This window comes from Pseudomonas sp. 18173 (genome assembly GCF_050432945.1).
In the GTDB taxonomy this organism is placed as follows: Bacteria; Pseudomonadota; Gammaproteobacteria; order Pseudomonadales; family Pseudomonadaceae; genus Aquipseudomonas.
In genome coordinates this window covers 152925-173434 of the sequence record NZ_JBKFTN010000001.1, presented here as the reverse complement: position 1 = coordinate 173434, position 20510 = coordinate 152925, and the positions used below count along the sequence as shown (strand labels likewise).

Genomic DNA, 20510 nt, shown 5'->3' with positions numbered 1-20510 from the left:
AGCGAGCGGTCACTCAGACCATCGGGTCGCCAACGTGCAGGATTTTCATGCCGTTGGTACCGCCGGTGGTGTGGTAGCTGTCGCCCTTGGTCAGGATGACCCAGTCGCCTTTCTCTACGACGCCGCGCTTGACCAGCTCGTCGATCGCCTTCTGGCTGACTTCGTTCGGTGCCAGCGAAGCCGGATCGAACGGGATGGTGTACACGCCACGGAACATGGCCGCGCGAGCCTGGGCTTCGCGGTGTGGGGTGAACGCGTAGATCGGCACCGAGGAGCGGATGCGCGACATGATCAGCGGGGTGTAGCCACTTTCAGTCAGGGCGATGATCGCTTTGACGCCCGGGAAGTGGTTGGCGGTGTACATGGTCGCCAGCGCGATGCTCTCGTCGCAGCGCGTGAACTCCTTGCCGATGCGGTGGCTGGAGGTCTTGCTGGTCGGGTGCTTTTCGGCACCGACGCAGATACGCGCCATGGCCTGAACGGCTTCCAGCGGGTACAGGCCAGCGGCACTTTCGGCCGAGAGCATCACGGCGTCGGTGTAGTCGAGCACGGCGTTGGCCACGTCGGACACTTCGGCGCGGGTCGGCATCGGGTTCTGGATCATCGACTCCATCATCTGGGTCGCAACGATCACCGCCTTGTTGTGGCGGCGTGCGTGCAGGATGATCTTCTTCTGGATGCCCACCAGCTCGGCGTCGCCGATTTCCACTCCCAGGTCGCCACGGGCAACCATCACCGCGTCGGACGCCTTGATCAGGCCGTCGAGGGTTTCGTCATCGGCCACGGCTTCGGCGCGTTCGATCTTCGCCACCAGCCAGGCAGTGCCGCCGGCCTCGTCGCGCAGTTGACGGGCGTATTCCATATCGGCGGCGTCACGCGGGAAGGACACGGCGAGGTAGTCGACTTCCATTTCCGCGGCGAGCTTGATGTCAGCCTTGTCTTTTTCAGTCAGGGCCGGAGCGGTCAGGCCGCCACCGCGACGGTTGATGCCTTTGTGGTCGGACAGCGGGCCGCCGATGGTGACAGTGCAGTTCAGTTCGGTGGCCGTGGCGGTATCGACGCGCATCACCACGCGACCGTCGTCGAGCAGCAGCTCGTCGCCCACGCCGCAATCCTTGACCAGGTCCGGGTAGTCGATGCCGACCACTTGCTGGTTGCCTTCGGTCAGCGGATGGCTGGTGGAGAAGGTGAATTGATCACCGATCTTCAGCTCGATCTTCTTGTTGGCGAATTTGGCGATACGGATTTTCGGGCCTTGCAGGTCACCCAGCAGGGCGACGAAGCGACCGTGCTTGGCAGCGAGGTCACGCACCAGCTTCGCGCGAGCCTTGTGCTCGTCGGGGGTGCCGTGGGAGAAGTTCAGGCGGGCGACGTCCAGGCCAGCCAGGATCAGCTGTTCGAGAACTTCCGGCGAGTTACTGGCCGGGCCAAGGGTGGCGACGATTTTGGTACGACGGACGGACATGCAAAGACTCCTGAGTTCAAGCGCTGAGTGAGGCTACTATGCTCCGAGGGTGTAGTCATTGTTCGTCTGCACTACTTTTTTTGAAGAGCTTGGTTTTTTTGAAGAGCCTGGTTTTTTGAAGAGCCTGGTTTTTTGAAGAACCTGGTTAATGCCTTCTATAAAGAGTCAGGCAACTTCTCGCTTCCATAGCCTGAAGATTTCCGACCATGGGTCGATACAGGGTTCAAGACAGGAGATCCCCCATGCGATTCGTACTCATTGCTGCCCTTGCCATTGGTGCCCTCAGTGCCACGGGCTGCACCCGTTGGGCAATGAACCATCATTTGAACAATGCCTACAGCGCCTATGACCGGGGCAATTGCGAGCAAGTGATGCTCGAGTTGTCCAAGGTCGAACGCGACAGCCGCGCGCGGCCTTACGTGTGGCCGGAAGTGTCGATGATGCGTGGCCAGTGCCTGGAACGGCAGATGATGTTTATCGACGCGGCCCAGACCTACCAGTTCATTATTGCCTCGTATCCGCAAAGCGAATATGCCTACCGCGCCCATGCCCGCCTGGAAACCTTGCAGAGCCTGGGCCACTACCCGACGCGCAGTGCCGCAGTGGCAAAACCGACGCAGTTCTGATGGCAGGTATCACTCCACCGCTGGCTCCCCGGCGGGGGTGAGCTATAGTCGAAGAAACCGGTTCTGGGGCCTTGGCACTGAATCGGGGCAACACCTGTGACCGGCACAAGCAAAACTCTGCGCCGCCAGGACTGGCGCACCGGAAACGGGGAGAGCGGGCAAAGACTTGATGCGTACCCGTTCCGAAGCAGTAGTGCGGCTCTGCTTAAGAGCCTTGCATAGCGAAATTTCACATGTTCACCGACCGCCGAATCGAGCGGCATCAACTGCCGTACTTCCTGAAAGTCTTCAACAGCATCACCGGCAAACCCATCGGCTATCTGGGCAATGTCTCCGAAGACGGGCTGATGCTGATCAGCCAACTGCCGATGATGATCGGTGCGGACTTCAACCTGCGCCTGAAAATTCCCGCCAGCGAAGGTGGCCAGCGGATCATCGACCTGCAAGCCTGTTGCCTGTGGTGCCATGAAGACGTGACTCCCCAACATTACGACGCCGGGTTCAGCCTGCAACGGGCACCGCCTGAGTATGGGCAGCTGGTGGAGGCGTTGAAGCAGTATTTCAGTTTTCTGCCGTTGCCAGCGTCTGCGTGAATCGACGCTCTAAAAGTTTCGCGAGCGAGCCTCCCATATTCTCCTGTCTACACAATTTCTGTGCATGACTCTGATCAAATCTTGGGAACGAGCTTGCTCGCGAAGGCGTCAGTACAGGCAACGGAACACATAATAAGACCAACGGCGTTCCGATTCTGGCAGTTTAACGTCCTACCTGTAATGTATGACAGTAGGCAGGCATTGTTTCTGAGCGCTAAATAGAAGCGACAGCCCCCGACCCGGGAGCGCTGCGACCGATAAGGAGCGTTCCAATGGCAACTATTTCCGATTCAATTGCAGCGACCACCGATGTCGGCGATCCCATTACTCCAAAGGCTGAGTGGCTGCCGGATTCGCCCAGGGGGGGCAGCGTCTATGCATCGCCTGTTAAGGTTGAAGGATCGGGAGCCTACTCCGGTCCTATTGCGTGGGTTGACCTGCATTTCAAGACTCAGGGACCTGAAAAGTCAGAGATGACGCCTGGCTACTTTTATTCGATTTTGCAGGATTTACCTACAGGTCCTCATGCCTTGCATTATCGATTTAGTTGGTTGAGAGAGGATATGACTGGTGGAGGTGAAACTCCCTGGTACGACACTGGTTGGTTCTATGTGAAAACTCCGCCCGAGTAACTCTGAGATATCGAACGGACATCGATGAGGTCAGTGCCTTTACCCGACATACCCCTCGGCGGAGACCGACCTCGTCTCTTTGAACTCCACCTTCCCGGCAGCTCCATCACCATCAGGTGCCTGGGCCCGCCAAGTCATGCATTGCCTGCCTGCCTGCCTGGCTTGTACAGGTCCGAGAATGTCATCGTAATTCTACCGTTCGTCTTGACTGTCAATTATGACAGGTGTCTGTCTGCTCGTGGTTGGCGTACAAAGTTGCCAAAGGGCAATCGCAATCAACTTCTCTCTTCCGTGCCGCCGAGGCGCCACTCCCTGGTTTGTAGGAGATTTACAATGAGCAACGACTCGACCTCGCCTCTCAGACAACTCCTGGATCTGACGCCGGGCACAGACGAGCCCGCCGTCCAAAGCAGCTACGAGCGCTTCGTCGCTGAAGGCGGTTCGGTTTTCGACCTGCTGAAGTTGGGGCGTCAAGAAGTCGTGGAGACGTTCGGGCTGCACAGTCGCGCCGCTCAGGCGTTGCTGGACAAGGCCCGGAGTCTTGCGGTGCATACCGCTCGCGAGTTCCGTGAGCAGCGTCTGGTGACTCATGCACCGCCCAATCCCTTGCATCGCACCGGAATCCGGGCGCTGGTGGATACGCCGACGTTCGACGATTTGTTCGATCCCGACTGGGAGGGTGCCAGCCCTTCGCAAAGTCCGGATTCGAGCATCTCGCCAGCGGCTTATTTCGTGAGGCTGGTCATGCTGGCCCGGGACCTGGAACGTCGTGCGGCAGGCGGGACCGGACTCATCAAGCTGAATGATCGGCGACCGGAGCTGGACGACCTTGTTATTGACTCAGTGAGCATGTTCCAGATCAAGCCGACGGTGACCTTGGTCAATGAGGTGCTGGAAAGCATCATCAAATCGTTCATCGATAAAAATCCTGCCCCTGCGAACGCAGACGACAAAGTGGTCGATGACCGCTTGCTGGAAACGCGTTTTCCATTTCGCACCATGCCGTTCGAGTGGTATGCGGAACAATGGAAGCAGGTACTGGAAGAGAACAAGTTGTCGCTGGGGGAAGTGGTGCGGGCCATTGACCTGACGGCGCCGTATTTCAAGCAATCGGGGGTTCAGGGAAACCTTTCGGACATTGCCCTGCGTCAATCCTGCAATATCGGACCGCAGGGCCAACGTATCCTGCTGGAAAACTTTCTGTTTCCAAACAACCCGGACAAAGCAGCGTTCTACAAAAGAGACTTTGGCTCCACTGGGGAGGCATTGAAGGACTCGGTGCACTTCTGCGCCCAGACCTCGATCGATGCGCAGACGCTCACGTCTTTTTTGTCGATCGAAGACTGTTTACCCAAACTGTCGGACAACGTCGCCACGGGCGTTGTACCCGCGGCCTCCCCCAAGGTTTTTGGCTCAGCGTTCATCAACGATGGTGCAACGGCTGCGATGGACCTCAGTACGCCAGCCAATGGCACGCGCAAATTCTCAAACAGTACCGATAACCGCTTTGAGCGCATGAGCCGGATGTTGCGTCTGAGCCGCTGGTTGAAATTGCCGGTGGAGCAAACTGATCGTCTGGTCATGGCCGCAATCCGGGCTGAGCAACGGGCCGACCTCGTCGATTCGCAAGACCTGGCGAATGCGCCGAAGCGGATCACCAACAACACCCTTCGGGCCATCGGTCTGTTCCAGGAGTTTCGTCTGCGCTTCAAGTGCTCTGCCGAGCAATTCGCTGCGTTGATTGACGAAATCTCTCCTTATGGTCGGGGGGAAGAGCCCTCACAATTCGATCGGATCTTCAATGTTCAGGCATTGTTTGACACGCCTTTAACGTTGGATAACGCCAACTTCTCGATCGACCCGCAGACCCGTGCCGACAAACGCATCGTCGATCAGATTTGCAGCAGTCTGGGGATCAACCAGGAAGCCTGGCGCTATATGGCTCGGTTCGTGGCCAAGAGTCACAACCTGACGGACGAATTGCAGTGCAGCTTGCCGGTGCTCTCGTCCATTTATCGCCATGTGTTGTTGGCCGCTTTTCTTGGCATCAGCGCGATTGAACTGGGGGCGTTGCTGGAGGCCTTGAGTGACAAGGGTGGCAGTGAGCTGTTGCAGCGGGTGCTGGGCGAGTCCCGTTTGCGGGTCAGTGGCGCCAGCAGTAACGGCGATGTATTGAGCGTGATGCATGCCGTGCAGTCCTGTGTTCAATGGTGTCAGGACAATGAGTTGAGCGTGTCCTGGCTGGTGCAGCATGTCACCCCGAGGATTGCTCCACCCCTGGCCACCGAAGCCGACACGACGCTGTTGCAGGAACTGCACAAGCGCCTGCAACCGGTGCGGTTCTCTGAAGAGGCGCTGAGGGCAGCAGGTGTGCCCCCCCATAACAACAATTATGAAGGGTGGCTGGAACTGCTCGAAGAGGTCGTCGATCTGAATGGACTGGTGTTGAGTCTCACGGGCGAAACGGATGACTACGAACGGCTGGCACGTGGGGAAATTGAAGCGGCGGTGACCCTGGCGCAGGTTCCGCAAGAAGACTTCGAACGGGTTTGTGAAGTGATCCTGGCTCTGCTACTGCAGGCTCGGGACGCGCAGAATGCGGTGGTTCAGGAAAGCTTGTCCGTGTACCTGAGCCTTTCCCAGGACCTGGTGCTGCCGTTACTCAAATGGGTCAACAAAGGTGGTGTTTACCTGTTGCTGCTTGAGACCACCCGGGCGCTGGAAGCAGTGATTTCGGGCGCTGACAAGGTCAATGTCGGTGATGAGGTGTTAAACCTGCTGGCGCATCTGGTGCAGCGCGCAGACGTCGTGCAAAAACTGGGGCTCAGTTCCGCAATGCTGGTCGCCCTGACCACCCGGCAGAATTGGCAGTGGCTCGGCCTCAGGCATCCGGAGACGATCTCCCTCGGTTCCTTGTATTACCTGACACTGTTTCAGCAAATGGTGGCCTTTACCGGGCAGCCGGCAGAAAAACTGCTGCATTACCTGGAACTGGTAAACGCCTTGCCCACCTATCTGACACCGGAGGACCTGCGCCTGATTCGTGATTCGGCAGCGAGCAAGCTGGCGGAAGTCGTGAAGTGGGGGGTAAGGGAGGTGTTGGAGTGCATTCTCTATCTCAATCCATCAAAGCCGGTAGTGCGTGATCTGTTAGCCCTCGACACATTGATTCGCATTCGAGGTTTGGCATCCGGCAGCGGGCTCGATGCCAAGGCCATTATCGGTTTGGGCACACTCACCCCGGACAGCGACAAACATGCCTGCCGCAGTGCCGCCGAACATGTACTGGAATGTTTGTCCGAATCGGCTGTGCACGGCCAGTCTCAGGTATTCGGTGAAATCGGCCAGAGCGTGACGCACGACATCAGGTGTATCAACGACACCCTGATTGCCAATGTGAGTAATCAAGTCGCACTGGTTGAATTGACGTTGCGCGACCTGACCAATCAGGTATTGCCGAATATCACCGTGACCTGGAGCAGTGATCGTCCAGGGCTGATGGAGTCGGTCTCTGTCACCGATCATGAGGGGCGTGCGGTGATTCGCTTCAAGCCGGAAAAAGGATCCTGGATGGGCGCCGTGCAAGTGAAAGGCACCTACGGTCTGGCTCAAACGGTGTACGCACCGAAAATCCTGATCGATTGCGACGAGTTCTCGCTGGGCTTCAGCCTCGACAGCACTGAGGATCCGGGAAAAGACGAGACATTCCCGGCCGGCGGACAGGCGTTTTTCCCTGTGTATGTTCAGCTTGTCGATACACACGGGAATCCGGGGCGCGGCCGTGCCGTGACATTCGCCGGGAAAGGTGTGGTTGCCGATCCGCTGGTGGTGCTGACCGACGATCAGGGTTATGCCCGTACCAAAGTCAGAAGTATGGAGCCGGTGGAAAAGGCCAGCCTGGTGACGAGCTACAGCACCAAGGACTCCCTGGTCATCAACAACATCACGTTTGTTGACAAGCCGTTTATCAAACTGCTGGAGGCAACCTCGATGGCTGTCGTCGGGCAACCACTTGTTTTGAGTTGTCACGTTATCGGTTTGGCCAAGAAACCGTCGCCTGGTGTGAAAGTCGAGTTCTTCAAGGGAGAGACGAAGCTCGGAGAGGGCACTACATCGGCCGATGGGGTTGCGCAGTACACCGAGGCCACGCCAACCGCCGGAGACCAGACCTACATCGCCAAGGTCGAGATGGGAGAGCAGCGACTTGATATTTACGTGGCGAAAACGGCAGTGATCCATGGTGAGTCTACTGACTACCTGTACCCGGTAGCGGGCTCGGGTACGCCGACGTTGTTGTGGGTCACTGTGCGGGAGGAAGCGAACAACCAGTCCAGATTGATAACCAATAGTCCGGTTGAATGGAAGGTGCAAAAAACCGGAGGGGGCAATCCGACACTGGTCGACATCTCCACCGATGCGTTGGGACGTTCGACCTTTGCGTTCGAGGCGGATGCAGCGGGGGACTACATCGTGACCGCCAGGCTCAAGAGCACCGAAGAGCAAACACGCACATTCAATCTCAAAGTCGTTCCGGCCATTCAGTGGACTTACCAACTGACCGACACCACAACCAAAGTCGTTATCAACCAGGCGCCTTTGACGTTTATCCGCGGGCATCAATACACACTCGAATTCGACCTGCCAGCGTCGGTCGACCTCAAGGACGCCCGGGCGATGTTGGCCTGGAACGGTGATTTCTCGGCCAAAGGCCTGGGGATGATCTTCAGCCCGGCCACCGGGGCCTACGTCACCATTGGCAGCAATAAGAAACTCAGCTGGAGTATCGATTGCAAGGACCTGCGCAATGGCGCCTTCGACTTGACCTTCTACTGCAATCGCCTCGACCAGCGCCTGGTATTGCCGGGGCGGCTGGATGCACCGCCACCAGTGCTGTCGTATCCCGTCAATGGCAACACCGTGGAAGTTCAGCCCTTGCTTAAAGGTACTGGCAGTCCATCGGCGCAGATTTATGTGTTCGAAGGCCGTGACGGGCCACTGTTGGCGCGTACCAGTGTGGGGAATGACGGTCAGTGGTCGGTGCGGATGCCTGAGCCGCTGTCGATGGGGCCGCATGTGATTTCGGTGAAACAGCGGCATATCGATACGACCGAGGCTTGGGCACCGGATGTTCGGGTGACAGTAAACGGCGATATTGCCGCAGCGGCGATAGTGAGACCGGTAGTAAAAGCAAAAGTAGGTCCTGCATCCTGGATTGAAGGGGTGGGGTTGCCCGGAGCGGAAATCAATGTGTGCAAGTCTAATGTCGGAACGGTGTATGCCGCGGGAATCGTTGGTTCGGACGGGCACTGGCGGGTTCAGCTTCAGCCCCCCTTGGCCGTTGGCACACATTTTCTTGAAGCCGTTTTGAAGGTCGGTGCCGTGAACTCCCCCTGGATGGGCTACGGCCATGAGATTGTTGTTGTCGACAGGGGGTGATCGAGTTTCGGAGGCGGTAACTGTCTTGAATACCGCGAGTTTTTTCACGGGCAAGCGAGTCTCAACGATGCATCGGTGCAAATGGCGCTTTATGAGCATCTGAAACGGTTCGAAGAAGTATGCAACCTCGATTTGATTTCGGCTTATATCGACAGTACCGAGGGACATGGAACTGAAAAAGGAACGAATTTCAAAAACTCCGATTATTACTTCATCGGTCGGCAACGGGTTCAACCCTTCGGTTATTTTTGGCGCAAGGCCCATGTTGAGTTGAATGACGCGAGTGAGTTTTTGAACCCGGCCGCGTGGACCGAATGGAAGCCCATCGATATCCCTGCCGCGCCAACCGTGCTGGCGATCCGGCCGGTGTTTTTTGCCGGTCGATTGATGGTGGTTCAGGTTGAGGGGATCAAAGCCCAGGACACGAAGGCGAAAGACAACGACGGTAATGAAGTGATCACCGAAGGGACTTGGCAGGTTGAAGCCAAACTGTCTTATCTTGCCGTGAACGGGATCTGGTCAACGCCGTCGAGCCTGGGCACGAAGGAGTTCACCAAGGCATCGGTGGAGTCCGCTCGTTTGGTGGTTGTAACTTATGCGGGCGCTAGAAAAGACGTCGATGACCTGTTGGCGGTGTGCTTCACCACCACAGATTTGCCAATGCAGCAGGCGACAGCGCAGAACGAGCAGGAACAGGGCTGGATGTTTGCCGCACGCAACGCCTTGTTTGAGCCGCAACCGCCCAACATGGCCAGCCTTAAAGTGTTGGCCAACGGTCGTTTTGCCAACCAATACGGTTTGCAGCACAAGCTCTTGCTCAGTGAAGCGGCCGTGATCACTCAGGCGCGCGTACCGGCATCGAGCGTTGCCGCTGTCGACGATACGCGAGATGGCACACTGAGCAAGTTCCTTTCGTTGAATATCAATTTCAGCAGCCGGCAAACCGTGGTCGACGGTGCCCTTGCGACTGAAAATGTGTTGCAGGTACAAGGTGTCTGCGATTTGACCCGGCCCGAGTACGAGTTGAAGGACATTGCCTTGGTCGCTCAACAGCAGGTGGCACAGCATCTCACCTTCTTCGAAGTATCCAGGGTCGGAACCAAAGGCATCAAGGTGACCTGTTTCCATCAATCCGAATCGGGATTCGATTTTTCATTGTGCCTGGATGACGCTGAAGGAAAGCCTGTCGCATTGGCGACTTTCAAGGCGAATGAGTTCGCTTCGGCCAATGGTTGGGTATCCGTCAAAAAGAACATCGTACTTTCTCATCGGCAACGGGAAATATTGTCGTTGCAAAGCCCCGGACACATCAGAGGCGGGGCCGGTTTTTCCATATTGGCAGGTAGTCAGTACCTGCCATTGGCGGGCAGCGACAATACGTTGTCTGTGCTGCAGAAGCCGGAGACCGTCACGCTGGGCTTGAAAGTGAAGGATGGTGCAACGGTCGCACCAGGCAAGTGGGAAGCGTTGAGCGAATTGAAGGGCTGGTTTCAAACCCCCTGGATTGAATATCGCTGGACCGGCGAACCGGTCGGCAAGACCTTGAGTGTCGTGTGGGGGGAAAGTGCCGATGGTAGTTATGGCCGCGACCGCTATGACATCGTGATCAAGCAGACCCCGAATGCCAGCGCTGTTCCGTTGATCAGTAAACAGCCAACCGGTGCACAGTTCCTGGATATTCAGCCACTGGCATTGACCCGGCTCAAATGGATACGCCTCAACTCCCTGTTTGGTCCGGAGCTGGTAGCCAAAGCCGCCATTTCCATCGACGAGGTATTGTCCTGGGCAACCCAGAACACCTTTGAGCCTCAACCGGCCGGTGTTACGCCCGCCACCGCACCCATCGACTTCAACAGTGCCCACGGCACTTTTTACTGGGAATTGTTCTTCCACTTGCCGTTCCTGATCGCCCATCGTCTGTGCGAGGCACGCGATTACCATGAATCGCAACGCTGGTATCAGTACATCTTCAACCCGCACATTCGCGAGCAGCGTCCGGGAGCAGTCAATCCGAGCGACCGCTACTGGTGGTGTCGCCCATTGCTGGAAAAAGGCGATATCGGCTTTGAAGCCCTGGGGTTGGTGGACCCCGATGCGATTGCCTTTTCCAAGCGCATCCACTACCGCAAAACCATTTTTGTCGCCTATGTGCGCTGCATCATTGCCCACGCCGATTCACTCTATCGGCGGCTGACCCGTGACAGCCTGGCGGCGGCGAAACTGCAGTATGTGCGGGCCTTGTCGCTGATGGGCAACGCCCCCACCGCAAAAGCGATGAGCCATTGGGTGCCAAAATCCGCTGATCAGATCCTCAAACCCACTGCTGCTACCGGCACCTCTTCACTTCTTTCATTCGCCCAGTCACTGGATGTCAATGTGGCGAACCTGCCCGCGCGGGTAGAGGGAACACCTGACTTCGAAATTCTCGCACTGGATGAATTCCGTCCGGCTACCAATGATCGGTTGCTGGGTATCTGGAAGTACATCGATGAATGCCTGTGGAACATGCGACATAACCTGACCATCGATGGCAAACCGATGTCGCTGGCGTTGTACGCCCCGCCGACCAATCCACTCGATCTTCTACGTGCCCAGGCGGGTGGTTCTTCGGGGGCCGCGCGCAGTGCGGGCGGCTGGCTGAACATTCCGCATTATCGATTCCGGACCATGCTGGCCACCGCGCAAAATGCGGTGCAGACGCTTATCGGGTTTGGTCGCGAGGTTCGCCAATTGATGGAGCTGCGTGATCGCGGGCAACTGGAGGAGTTGCAGCAGAGTCATGTGATTGCGTTGGGCGGCCATGCCAGGACCATACAGGAAGAGACGATCAAACAACTGGAGTCGTCGGAAGCGGCGTTGAAAGAAAGTCAAAAGATGATTCAGGAGCGGGCCAGGCATTATGAGGACCTCAATGCTGACCCGTTACTGGTGCTGGAAATAGCCGGGGATGCGATCGGGCTGACTGGCAAGCTGCTGGGCGCTGCGGCTGTTATTCCTGCAACCGCTGGCGCGCTTATCAATGCAACCATAAAGGAGCAAACACTCGCCGGGACTGCAGGTGGGCTCGGCCCAGCGTTGCTTGCCGGTACCAAGGGGGGGGATCGTGGGGAACCGGTGAAGGCAGTGGGTACGGCGTTATCGATATTGGGCGCCACGGCGTATGCGACAGGTGAAGTTTTCCAGCGAACCGCTTTTTACCTGCGTCGAAGCCAGGAATGGAGCTTCGCCGAGGCCCAGGCCAAGAGCGAGTTGCGGGTCATTGACGAACAGCTCAAAGCGCATGAACACACACTCAAGGCCGCTCGAGCCAGCCTGCTGCAAACCCAAAAAGCCAACGAGCAGGCCCAGGAGCTTTACTCCTTCTACAAAACCCGCGCCACCAACGTCGAACTCTACCGCTGGTTGCTGAGCCAGATGGCCACGCTGTACTTCCAAGCCTATGACGCTGTGGTGGGCCTGTGCCTGAGCGCCGAAGCCAGTTGGCAGTATGAAATGGGCGATTTCGACACCCGGGTCATTCGGCCCAATGTCTGGATGGACAACCGGCATGGTTTGAGCGCCGGTGAATCGATGCTGCTCGACTTGTTGCGCCTGGAGCGGGATTTCCTCAATCGCAACGAGCGACGACTGGAGCTCACCAAGACCATTTCCCTGCGTGACCTGTTCGAGAAGGGACAATTCACATCAGCTAAAACCTGGGAAGAGGTACTGGCAGAACTCGGCAAGGGCAAACTGGATTTCGAGCTGTCCCAGAAGTTGTTCGACAGCGATTACCCCGGCCATTACTGCCGACAGATCACAACGGTGGCGCTGTCGTTGCCTGTGGTGTTGGGTCCTTATCAGGATGTGCGCGCGACGTTGACGCAAACCGCCAGTACCACGGTGCTCAAAGCCAGTGTCGATTCACTCGACTACCTGTATGGCGACGGCGACCAGATGCCTCCGGCCGACATCCTGCTCAACCTGCGCAGTCATCAGCAAGTGGGCATCAGCAGTGGCCTGGATGATGCCGGCCTGCACCAGCTGATGTTTGGTGATGAGCGCTACTTGCCATTCGAAGGAACCGGGGCTGTTTCGAGGTGGCAACTGCACTTTCCGCGGCATGCGTCAGAGCAGCAAAAGGCCCTGATCGAAAGCCTGACCGACATCATTGTGCAGGTGCGGTACCTGGCGAAGGCCGGGGGGACGGCTTACACCGAGGCTGTGCTGGATAAGTTGGGGGATTGACGTCGTTTCAACAGTGCCTGGGTGACGTGGTGTCGATTCAGGAATCATGGATCAACAGAGGTGTGAAAGCATCATGAGCAATGACGAAATTCGAGGCCGCAACCTGATTGCAGACGGCAGGTTTTCCTCCGATTGGAAGGAGCACTGGACGCATTTCAATGGCAAGGGCATTGCGCGGACATTCGCGGACCCGGAGTATGGCTTTTATCTGATGATAAATGGCGAGGCCGCCGTTACCCAGACTTTCGATACGGCTCCGCTCACCACTGCGCAACTGGCGAACGCCTGGTATCGGCTGAGCTTTCAATATGAAAACTACGGTGAGGGGGCAAATTCCAAAGTGGTCGTCAGATCGGGGACCGGGGTTGCGGACTCCATTGATCTGAGCGGGAAAATTCCGGATCAACCTCTGGCAGAGTGGAATCCCTTTGAGCCCTATGGGCTCACGGTCGTGGCGGCTGACAATGACATGACCTTCGAGTTGCATGGTTCCAGCCTGGGGGGATCGAACGGTTTACGTATGACCGACCTCGACGTTCAACTGCATCTCGCACCCCTGGAGTTGGCCTGGGCCAAGGTTGACGATCGGACTTATGAGCCTTAATCCGTCGATGCGTGGGGGGGATGCCGCCAGCTGCCTACGCAGCTCCGGCCCGCTTCCTGCTTAAATACTGCGTCACCAGGGCCGGGCCCAACTCCCCGGGCCGTGCATCCATCATCAATACGCCATGAGCGCTTAAGCGCTCATGGAGTTCAGCGCGTGCATTGAGGTAGTCCACGGTCCCGCAATAGGCCAGCGCCTCGGGCAAGGTTTGCACCGGTGACTGACGCAGGGTATCGAGCACGTCTTCGCGCAGGCTGGCGACCAGCACCTGGTGCTGCTGGCTCAGGCGGTTGACCGCCGGGAGCAATTCATCGTCGTCCTCATCCCGCAGGTTGGTCACCAGCACGACCAGCGCCCGGCGTTTTTGCCGCGCCAGCAGTAGCGTTGCCGCCGCTTGATAGTCGGCGCTGCGTTGGGTACTGTTCAAGTCATAAACGCTGTTGAGCAGTGTGTTGAGATGGCTGGTGCCTTTTACCGGTGCAAGGTAGCGCGGCTGTTCGCTGGCAAAGGTACTCAGTCCCACCGCGTCGCCCTGGCGTAGCGCGACGTAGCTGAGCAACAGACAGGCATTGAGGGCGTGATCGAAGTGCGACAGCTCATCATCCTGACTGCGCATGTGCCGGCCGCAGTCGAGCAAGAAGATGATCTGCTGGTCGCGCTCGTCCTGATACTCCCGGGCAATCGGCGTGCGCTGGCGGGCGGTGGCTTTCCAGTCGATCTGGCGCAGGCTGTCACCCTCGCGAAATTCGCGCAATTGATGGAACTCCAGGCCCAGGCCCCGCCGTTGCTTCTGGCGTACACCAAGCTGGTTGAGCCAGTTGTCCACCGCCAGCAATTGCCCTTCATAGAGACGGGCGAAATCGGGGTAGACGCGGGTGGCGTCGGGCAGCTCGAGCAAGCGTCTGTCCGACCAGAGCCCCAAGGGGCTTGGCAGGCTGATTTCGCAGCGTTCGAAGCTGAAATGGCCACGCTGGAGCGGACGCAGGCGATAACCCGCCAGGCTGTGCTGGCCGGGTTGCAGTTCGACCGTCAGGGGCAGGTTTTCGAAACTCAGGCCGGCTGGCACATGGTCGAAGACTTGTACGTTCAGCGGTTGGAGAAAGTCGTGTTCAAGGGTCAGTTGCACCTCGCTCCATCGGCCCAGCGCCAGGCTGCCGGGCAACTGGCGTTTCAGCCGGGGCGAAGGGAGGCGCTTCACGCGAACAGCATCCAGCAGGGCCAGGGCCAGCAGCGCCAGGAGCAACCCCCAATTGATCGCCATGAGATTCGCCGGAACCGTGAACTCCAATGCCTGCAAAGTGCCCGACACAATACTGCAGGCCAGCAGGATCAACAGCCAGGCGAGCATCAGGCGCGACGGTTTCACAGGCGTGGCGCCGGCACTTGGTCGAGCATCTGCTGGAGCACCTGATCGACATCCAGGCCCTCGATGTCCAGCTCCGGCGCGATGCGCACACGATGGCGCAGCACGGCCAGGGCGCAACCCTTGATGTCATCCGGAATCACGAAGTCACCGCCGCGCAGCAGCGCACGGGCCCGGGCGCATCGCACCAGCGCGATGGACGCGCGCGGGCCGGCGCCGAGGAGCAAGCCGGGCCAGTTGCGGGTGGAGCGGGCCAGGCGCACGGCGTAGTCGAGCACCTGATCGTCCAGCTCGAGGTCGCTGGCGATGCGTTGCAGTGCCAGTACATCCTTGGCCTGCAACAACGTGCGCATCGGTTGAACATCGAGCATGTCCGCCCGGGTCGAGCGACTGACCTGACGCACCATGTTCAACTCCTGTTCGGCGTCGGGGTAATCCATGCGCACCTTGAGCATGAAACGGTCAAGTTCGGCCTCCGGCAACGGGTAAGTGCCTTCCTGCTCGATCGGGTTTTGCGTGGCGAGCACCATGAACGGTTGCGCAATCGGCAAGGGACGGCCTTCGAGGGTGACTTGCCGTTCCTGCATGGCTTCGAGCAGCGCCGCCTGGGTTTTCGCCGGGGCGCGGTTGATTTCGTCGGCCAGCAACAGGTTGGTGAACAGCGGGCCTTTGCGCAGTTTGAATTGCTCGGTCTGCAAGTCATACACGGCATGCCCGGTGACATCGCTGGGCATCAGGTCCGGGGTGAACTGGATGCGCGCAAACTCGCCGCCGAAACAACGGGCGAGGGCGCGCACCAACAGGGTCTTGCCCAAACCCGGTACGCCTTCGAGCAGCACATGGCCGCCGGCGATCAGCGCAGTCAAGACGTCGTCGATCACGCTGTCCTGGCCAATCAAGGCTTTTTGCAGTTCATTGCGCACGGCCTGGGCCAGGTAGCTGGCACGCTGACGTTGTTGAGCGGCATGGCTCGGTACGTCGGGCTCGATGGGTTGACTCATAGGGCATTCCTCAAGGATTGCAGATGGGCGACCTGACGGCTGAACTCAACGCTGGAAAGCCGTTGCGGGGGGCGCGGGCTCATGGCCTGGCTGATAGCGCGTGTGGGTTGGCCGGTCAGGCGTGCGAGCACCAGCCATTGCTCGGCAACGCCGAGTTGTTCAAAGCCGGGATGGCGCCGCCGCACACGGCGCAGGATGTCTTGCTGCAAGGCTTGCAACAGGCTGACCTGACCGTTGCGGCGCAACAGGAAGTCGGCACTGGCACGCAGGTGCTCCTGCAGTTGTCGGCGTGCTTTCGGTGCCGGCTCCAGCAATGGCCCCTGTCGTACGCCAAAGTGCCAGAAAACCAGGCCGATCAGGGCAAGCAACGCGACCAGCGCCTGGGGAAAATAACGCAGCAGCAAGGTCGGCAGGCTGTCGTGGTCGGTGTTGAAGATCAGTGTCACGCGGGTGTCGGCGGTCAGGTACCAGAGCAGCCAGGCATTGTCGTATTGGTCGATGGCCGGGGTTTTCCACAAGTCGGCATCGGTGACCACGATGATCGAGCCGAGCCCGTGATCGAGTTGCATCATGTGCGTGGCCCTGGCGCTGTTGGCCCAGGCCCAGGCGAGGTTTTTCGGGTCTTCGAGATGGAACGCCGTATCGAAACCGGCATAGGCCGGGGCGTCTTCGTCTTCCAGATAGAGCTTGGTCAATTGCGGGTACAGATCTTCACCGACATCGGGTGGCGGAGCCTTCAGGTCCTTGCTCAGGAACTGCTGCACTTGCACCCGATCGAGCAACAGGTCGTTGCTATGACCGAGTTTTTCATCCCACAGCGACTCGGCGACGAACAGAAGCCGCCCGCCGGCCCGGGTCCAGTTCATCACCTGGTCGGTCTGTCGTGGCGTCATGTTGTAGCGGTCACCGAGCAACAGCAGGCTGTGTTGATGCGGGTCGAGGCTGGGCAGGACGTCGAGACCATTGGCGTGGTCGACGCTCATGCCTTGCTTGCGCAGAAAGAGTTCCGCGGCCAGATAAGGGTTGGCTTGGGCTTGCGGTGAGGGGCCGTGGTCGATTTCGCGCTGGTAGGGGGTGGCCTTGAGGTACAGATAAACACTCGACGCAGCCACCAGCACGGCGATCAGTGCCCCGGCCATCGCCCCCCAGCGTCGGCTCAACGGACAGCCTCCGAGCCGAACAGAATACGCCAGCCGTTACACAGTTCCTGCTGCACCTGGGCCGGTGGCAGGCGATGACCGTAGGCCATGTTTTGCCAGTGCCCGGTGAGATCCTTGCTGTACGCCAGCAGGGCCGGTCGCTGTAGCCGCTCGACACGCCGAAGTACCTGGCCTTCGGTATCGGCGGCTTTGAGGGTGATGCTGAAATCGTGCATCAGGCGGCTGAGCAGGGCGCGATAAAGCAAGCCGAGCGCTTCGCGTGGCTGGGTCTGCCAGAGACTTTCAGCGCTGCTGGCGATGTCGGCAGGCAGGGACTCGGGCTTGAGGTCCAGGCCGAATGCCTGCTGCGGAAGCGGCCGCGTGGCTTTTTTGTCGAGGCTCGCTCGTCGGCTGACGAACGCTTGCGACCAGTCGCGATAGCGCCAGATCAACAGGCCGACGGCCCCGATGACGGCGCCCCACAGCACGATTTCAATCAGGCTCGCCAATGCCCCGAACTGCTGCCCCTCAAGCAGCTTCAGCAGGGCCTTCAACCATTGCGGAGTCTTGTTGTCGCCCGGAGCTTCAGCGCTTGGCTGATCTTCGCCAAAGCGGTAGCGCGTTACCGTTTCCCGGTTCTTGAAGGGCGGCTGTTCGAGGATCGTCTTGATGCTGTCCCTGGAGGCCTGGCTGGTCAGGGGCTGGCCCAGCAAGCGCGGGCTGTCGGGTGAACGGTCCGGTTCGGCGGCCCACACGCTGTGTGAGGTCGGCATCAGCAAGATCACGGCGATCAACAAGGCAGCGGCTGCGCTGGTGAGGCGTTGGCGCATTCGGCGGAACACCAGTTCGATATCCCAGGCCTCCAGCAGGGTGCGCCGGTTCAGGTAAAGGCTGAAACCGCAGGCGACGTAGACCGGTTCCCAGACCACCAGCACCAGCGCATAGAAGGCATTGGTCAGATGCTCCAGCCAACGCCAGTCCTGGGTGGCCACAGAGATCAGCGATTGCCAGCTCCAGTCGAGCGCGACCTGCTGTGGCAGCAGCAGATAGAACAACACCATCAAGCCGATCCACAACGCGCCCTCCAGGTGCGCGCCGATGATCGTCAACCAGCGTGCAGCGCCGGCATCTCGCTGCAACAGCACCTGCAGTCGCTGTTGCCGTTGCTGCCCATCGAGGCCCTCGAGTTGCGCCACCGGCATCACGAAACTGCGGTGCAGACTCAGGCGTCGCCAGGTCAGGCTGGCCAGCAACTGCGGTTTGAGCAGGCGTGGCCATTGCTGCAGGGCCTGTTTGAGCGTGGGCGTTTCATCGAACATGGCTTTGGACAGAATGTACAAGGGCAAGCGTTCGAACGCCGGCTTCAACCACCAGAAAATCAACACGGCGAGTGAGGGCGAATCCCAGAGTCCCCAACTGAGCAGCGCGAAAACGGGCAAGGTGACCAAGGCCCAACTGGTCATCAACAGGCGTCGGTGGCGCTGGCTCAGGAGTACGCCGAGGTCCATGGCTTCCCAGGTCGGACGCGGGCGAATCACCACCGTGGCATCACTCAGGCGCATGGCGGCGACGTCCGGCAAACACGAGATAAACCATCACCAGCAACCAGAGCGCGGCGCCCACCAGGTACTTGGTCTGGTGCGACGGGCCGGTCATGGATGACCAGTAGGCTTCGATAAACGCGGCAATCAACAGAAACAGCATGACCCCGCAGATCAGCAGCACGCTCTTGCGCGCAGCCAGGCGCAAGGCCTCTGCGCGTGGCAGACACCCCGGGGCGACCAGCGCCCAGCCCAGCTTCAGGCCGGCGGCACCGGCCAGGGCGATGGCGCTGAGTTCGAAGGCGCCATGGCCGATCACGAATGACCAGAAGGTTTGCCCGTAGCCGACGTAGGTCAGGTGCCCGGCCACCGCACCGATCATCAGGCCGTTGAAGATCAGGAAGAACACACTGCCCAAACCCAGCAGCAGACCACTGGCGAAGGTCTGAAAGGCAATGCCGATATTGTGCATGATGTAGTAGCCGAACATCGCCCAGTCCTCGCTGGCGGCTCGTTGCGCCGTGCGCCCGAGGTGACCGGCAACGGGGTCGTACATGCTTTGCATCTCGCTGACCTGCTCGGCGGGGATCAGGTTGTAGACCAGGTCCGGGTACAGGTACACCAGCAATGCGAAACCAGCCAGGCTGACAAAGAACATCAGGCTGGCGGCGAGGACGAAACGCCACTGTTCACGCACCAGTCGCGGAAAGTCGGCCAGGATGAATGCCAGCACGCTGGCGCCCGGATGGCTGCGGTGACGGTAGAGTTGTTGGTGTCCGCGCAGCACTTGTTGCTGCAAGGCGTCGATCAGAAAACTGCTGTAGCCGCGCTCCCTGGCCAGTGCCAGGTGCTGGCAGAGACGTCGGTAGTCCCTGGGGAAATTGTCGGCCCCGGTAGCTTGCCTGCCGTGCTCCAATTGCTCTAGCAGGTGAGCGAATTGCTCCCATTCGGCCTTGTGCCGGTTTTCAAAAAGGCTTTGCTTCATGTCGGCCCCAACAAGCCGCGGGCGATGCCGTTGAGCTCGGTCACCGCCTGCTGCGCCGGGATTTGCAACGGTTGGGCGAGGATCGCAGCCAGTTCATCGGCCCGCGCCTGGGAGAGTTCGCCCTGGCGTTCGGCAAACCCGAGAATGGCTCGTTGCTCGGTGAGTGTCAGGGCAAAGGCCGGACGGCGGGGCTGGGCTTCGGGGAGTTCGGGGCGGGTGTGCGGCTGTTCGCGGTAGATCACCAGGGTCCCGGCGGCGATATCGCCCAGGCGCTTGAAGTGGGGATGCTGCAGGCAACTGATGGCCCCGAGAAAGTAACCGAACGGCAACAGGTCGACCACGCGCAGCAGGTTGCGCAGCAGCGACGCGGACCAGCCGACCGGAGTGCCATCGTCGTGCACCACCCGTAGTCCCATCCATTGCTTGCCCGGCGAGCGACCCTGGTTCAGCACCTCGAACAGCACCATGTACCACCAGTTCACTACGAACAGCAGGATCGAGCCGAGTCCGGCGCCCAGTTTGCCGAGCATCGCCAGTGCAATGAACAGCACGCCCAGGAGCAGGCCGCGCAAACCAAGATCGATGGAGAATGCCAGCGCACGGACCATCAACCCGGCGGGGCGCAGCGGCAGGTCGACGCCCTCCGGCGTTTCGACCTGGTACCGCGTATCCACCGGTGGTGACAGCTGCGCATTCCGTGGCAGTGCTGTGGTCTCGAGCATGGGCAACCTGATGATGTGGCCTGGATCGGGATTGTGTATCCATTCGATGCTAGCAGCCTATGCGAGGGGTGCGGGGTACAAACGGCATAACTATGTATTGCACGGTAAGTCGCGCAAGGTGTTTGAATCACAAGACTACTGGTCGGGGTGGGAGGTGAACGCCTAGACTTTGCCGA

At 59.2% G+C, this 20510-nt stretch carries 13 protein-coding genes; 6 read left to right on the top strand and 7 right to left on the bottom strand.

Annotated elements, in window-relative coordinates:
* Positions 1-13: 13 nt before the first annotated feature.
* Complete coding sequence (gene pyk, locus ACLD1X_RS00790; protein WP_150703008.1) at positions 14-1465, bottom strand: pyruvate kinase; 1452 nt, start codon at positions 1463-1465, stop codon at positions 14-16.
* A 242-nt stretch (positions 1466-1707) separates the two neighbouring features.
* Here pyk and ACLD1X_RS00785 point away from each other — a divergent pair, with 242 nt between their 5' ends.
* From ACLD1X_RS00785 to ACLD1X_RS00760, 6 genes are all read left to right on the top strand, one after another.
* Positions 1708-2091 carry a tetratricopeptide repeat protein gene (locus tag ACLD1X_RS00785; protein WP_429365714.1) on the top strand — a complete coding sequence of 128 codons (384 nt, stop codon included), beginning with the start codon at positions 1708-1710 and terminating at the stop codon, positions 2089-2091.
* A gap of 233 nt (positions 2092-2324) precedes the next feature.
* On the top strand, positions 2325-2684 hold the full coding sequence (locus tag ACLD1X_RS00780; protein ID WP_429365713.1) for a PilZ domain-containing protein: 360 nt from the start codon (positions 2325-2327) through the stop codon (positions 2682-2684).
* Between the two features lie 272 nt (positions 2685-2956).
* Positions 2957-3316, top strand: coding sequence for a hypothetical protein (locus tag ACLD1X_RS00775; RefSeq protein WP_429365712.1), 360 nt, complete (start codon positions 2957-2959; stop codon positions 3314-3316).
* Positions 3317-3649: 333 nt separating this feature from the next.
* Positions 3650-8752: a Tc toxin subunit A gene (locus ACLD1X_RS00770; protein ID WP_429365711.1), complete on the top strand. Its 5103-nt coding sequence runs from the start codon at positions 3650-3652 to the stop codon at positions 8750-8752.
* Between the two features lie 81 nt (positions 8753-8833).
* Entirely contained in the window at positions 8834-12979 is a 4146-nt protein-coding gene (locus tag ACLD1X_RS00765) for a neuraminidase-like domain-containing protein (protein WP_429365922.1), read from the top strand.
* A gap of 73 nt (positions 12980-13052) precedes the next feature.
* Complete coding sequence (locus ACLD1X_RS00760) at positions 13053-13583, top strand: hypothetical protein (RefSeq protein WP_429365710.1); 531 nt, start codon at positions 13053-13055, stop codon at positions 13581-13583.
* Between the two features lie 34 nt (positions 13584-13617).
* Here the strand turns inward: ACLD1X_RS00760 and ACLD1X_RS00755 are convergent, their stop codons facing one another.
* Genes ACLD1X_RS00755 through ACLD1X_RS00730 form a run of 6 tightly spaced genes read right to left on the bottom strand, consistent with a single transcriptional unit; the run spans position 13618 to position 20334 of the window.
* Complete coding sequence (locus ACLD1X_RS00755; RefSeq protein ID WP_429365709.1) at positions 13618-14949, bottom strand: DUF58 domain-containing protein; 1332 nt, start codon at positions 14947-14949, stop codon at positions 13618-13620.
* A complete protein-coding gene (locus ACLD1X_RS00750; RefSeq protein WP_429365708.1) occupies positions 14946-15947 on the bottom strand; it encodes an AAA family ATPase in 1002 nt (333 codons plus the stop codon). The genes ACLD1X_RS00755 and ACLD1X_RS00750 overlap by 4 nt, the downstream gene beginning before the upstream one ends.
* Positions 15944-17086 (bottom strand): DUF4350 domain-containing protein, encoded by a 1143-nt coding sequence (locus ACLD1X_RS00745; protein ID WP_429365921.1) that lies wholly within the window; start codon positions 17084-17086, stop codon positions 15944-15946. Before ACLD1X_RS00745 ends, ACLD1X_RS00750 begins: the two co-directional genes overlap by 4 nt.
* A gap of 17 nt (positions 17087-17103) precedes the next feature.
* A complete protein-coding gene (locus tag ACLD1X_RS00740; RefSeq protein ID WP_429365707.1) occupies positions 17104-18648 on the bottom strand; it encodes a DUF4129 domain-containing protein in 1545 nt (514 codons plus the stop codon).
* Positions 18635-19612, bottom strand: a complete 978-nt coding sequence (locus tag ACLD1X_RS00735; protein ID WP_429365706.1) for a stage II sporulation protein M — start codon at positions 19610-19612, stop codon at positions 18635-18637. Before ACLD1X_RS00735 ends, ACLD1X_RS00740 begins: the two co-directional genes overlap by 14 nt.
* On the bottom strand, positions 19609-20334 hold the full coding sequence (locus ACLD1X_RS00730; protein WP_429365705.1) for an RDD family protein: 726 nt from the start codon (positions 20332-20334) through the stop codon (positions 19609-19611). The genes ACLD1X_RS00735 and ACLD1X_RS00730 overlap by 4 nt, the downstream gene beginning before the upstream one ends.
* Between the last annotated feature and the right edge of the window lie 176 nt (positions 20335-20510).

Bases quoted from the DNA above. Each gene is read 5' to 3' on its own strand.
- pyk (WP_150703008.1), bottom strand. From the start codon at position 1,465: ATGTCCGTCCGTCGTACCAAAATCGTCGCCACCCTTGGCCCGGCCAGT.
- ACLD1X_RS00785 (WP_429365714.1), top strand. From the start codon at position 1,708: ATGCGATTCGTACTCATTGCTGCCCTTGCCATTGGTGCCCTCAGTGCC.
- ACLD1X_RS00780 (WP_429365713.1), top strand. From the start codon at position 2,325: ATGTTCACCGACCGCCGAATCGAGCGGCATCAACTGCCGTACTTCCTG.
- ACLD1X_RS00775 (WP_429365712.1), top strand. From the start codon at position 2,957: ATGGCAACTATTTCCGATTCAATTGCAGCGACCACCGATGTCGGCGAT.
- ACLD1X_RS00770 (WP_429365711.1), top strand. From the start codon at position 3,650: ATGAGCAACGACTCGACCTCGCCTCTCAGACAACTCCTGGATCTGACG.
- ACLD1X_RS00765 (WP_429365922.1), top strand. From the start codon at position 8,834: ATGGCGCTTTATGAGCATCTGAAACGGTTCGAAGAAGTATGCAACCTC.
- ACLD1X_RS00760 (WP_429365710.1), top strand. From the start codon at position 13,053: ATGAGCAATGACGAAATTCGAGGCCGCAACCTGATTGCAGACGGCAGG.
- ACLD1X_RS00750 (WP_429365708.1), bottom strand. From the start codon at position 15,947: ATGAGTCAACCCATCGAGCCCGACGTACCGAGCCATGCCGCTCAACAA.
- ACLD1X_RS00745 (WP_429365921.1), bottom strand. From the start codon at position 17,086: ATGGCCGGGGCACTGATCGCCGTGCTGGTGGCTGCGTCGAGTGTTTAT.
- ACLD1X_RS00740 (WP_429365707.1), bottom strand. From the start codon at position 18,648: ATGCGCCTGAGTGATGCCACGGTGGTGATTCGCCCGCGTCCGACCTGG.
- ACLD1X_RS00735 (WP_429365706.1), bottom strand. From the start codon at position 19,612: ATGAAGCAAAGCCTTTTTGAAAACCGGCACAAGGCCGAATGGGAGCAA.
- ACLD1X_RS00730 (WP_429365705.1), bottom strand. From the start codon at position 20,334: ATGCTCGAGACCACAGCACTGCCACGGAATGCGCAGCTGTCACCACCG.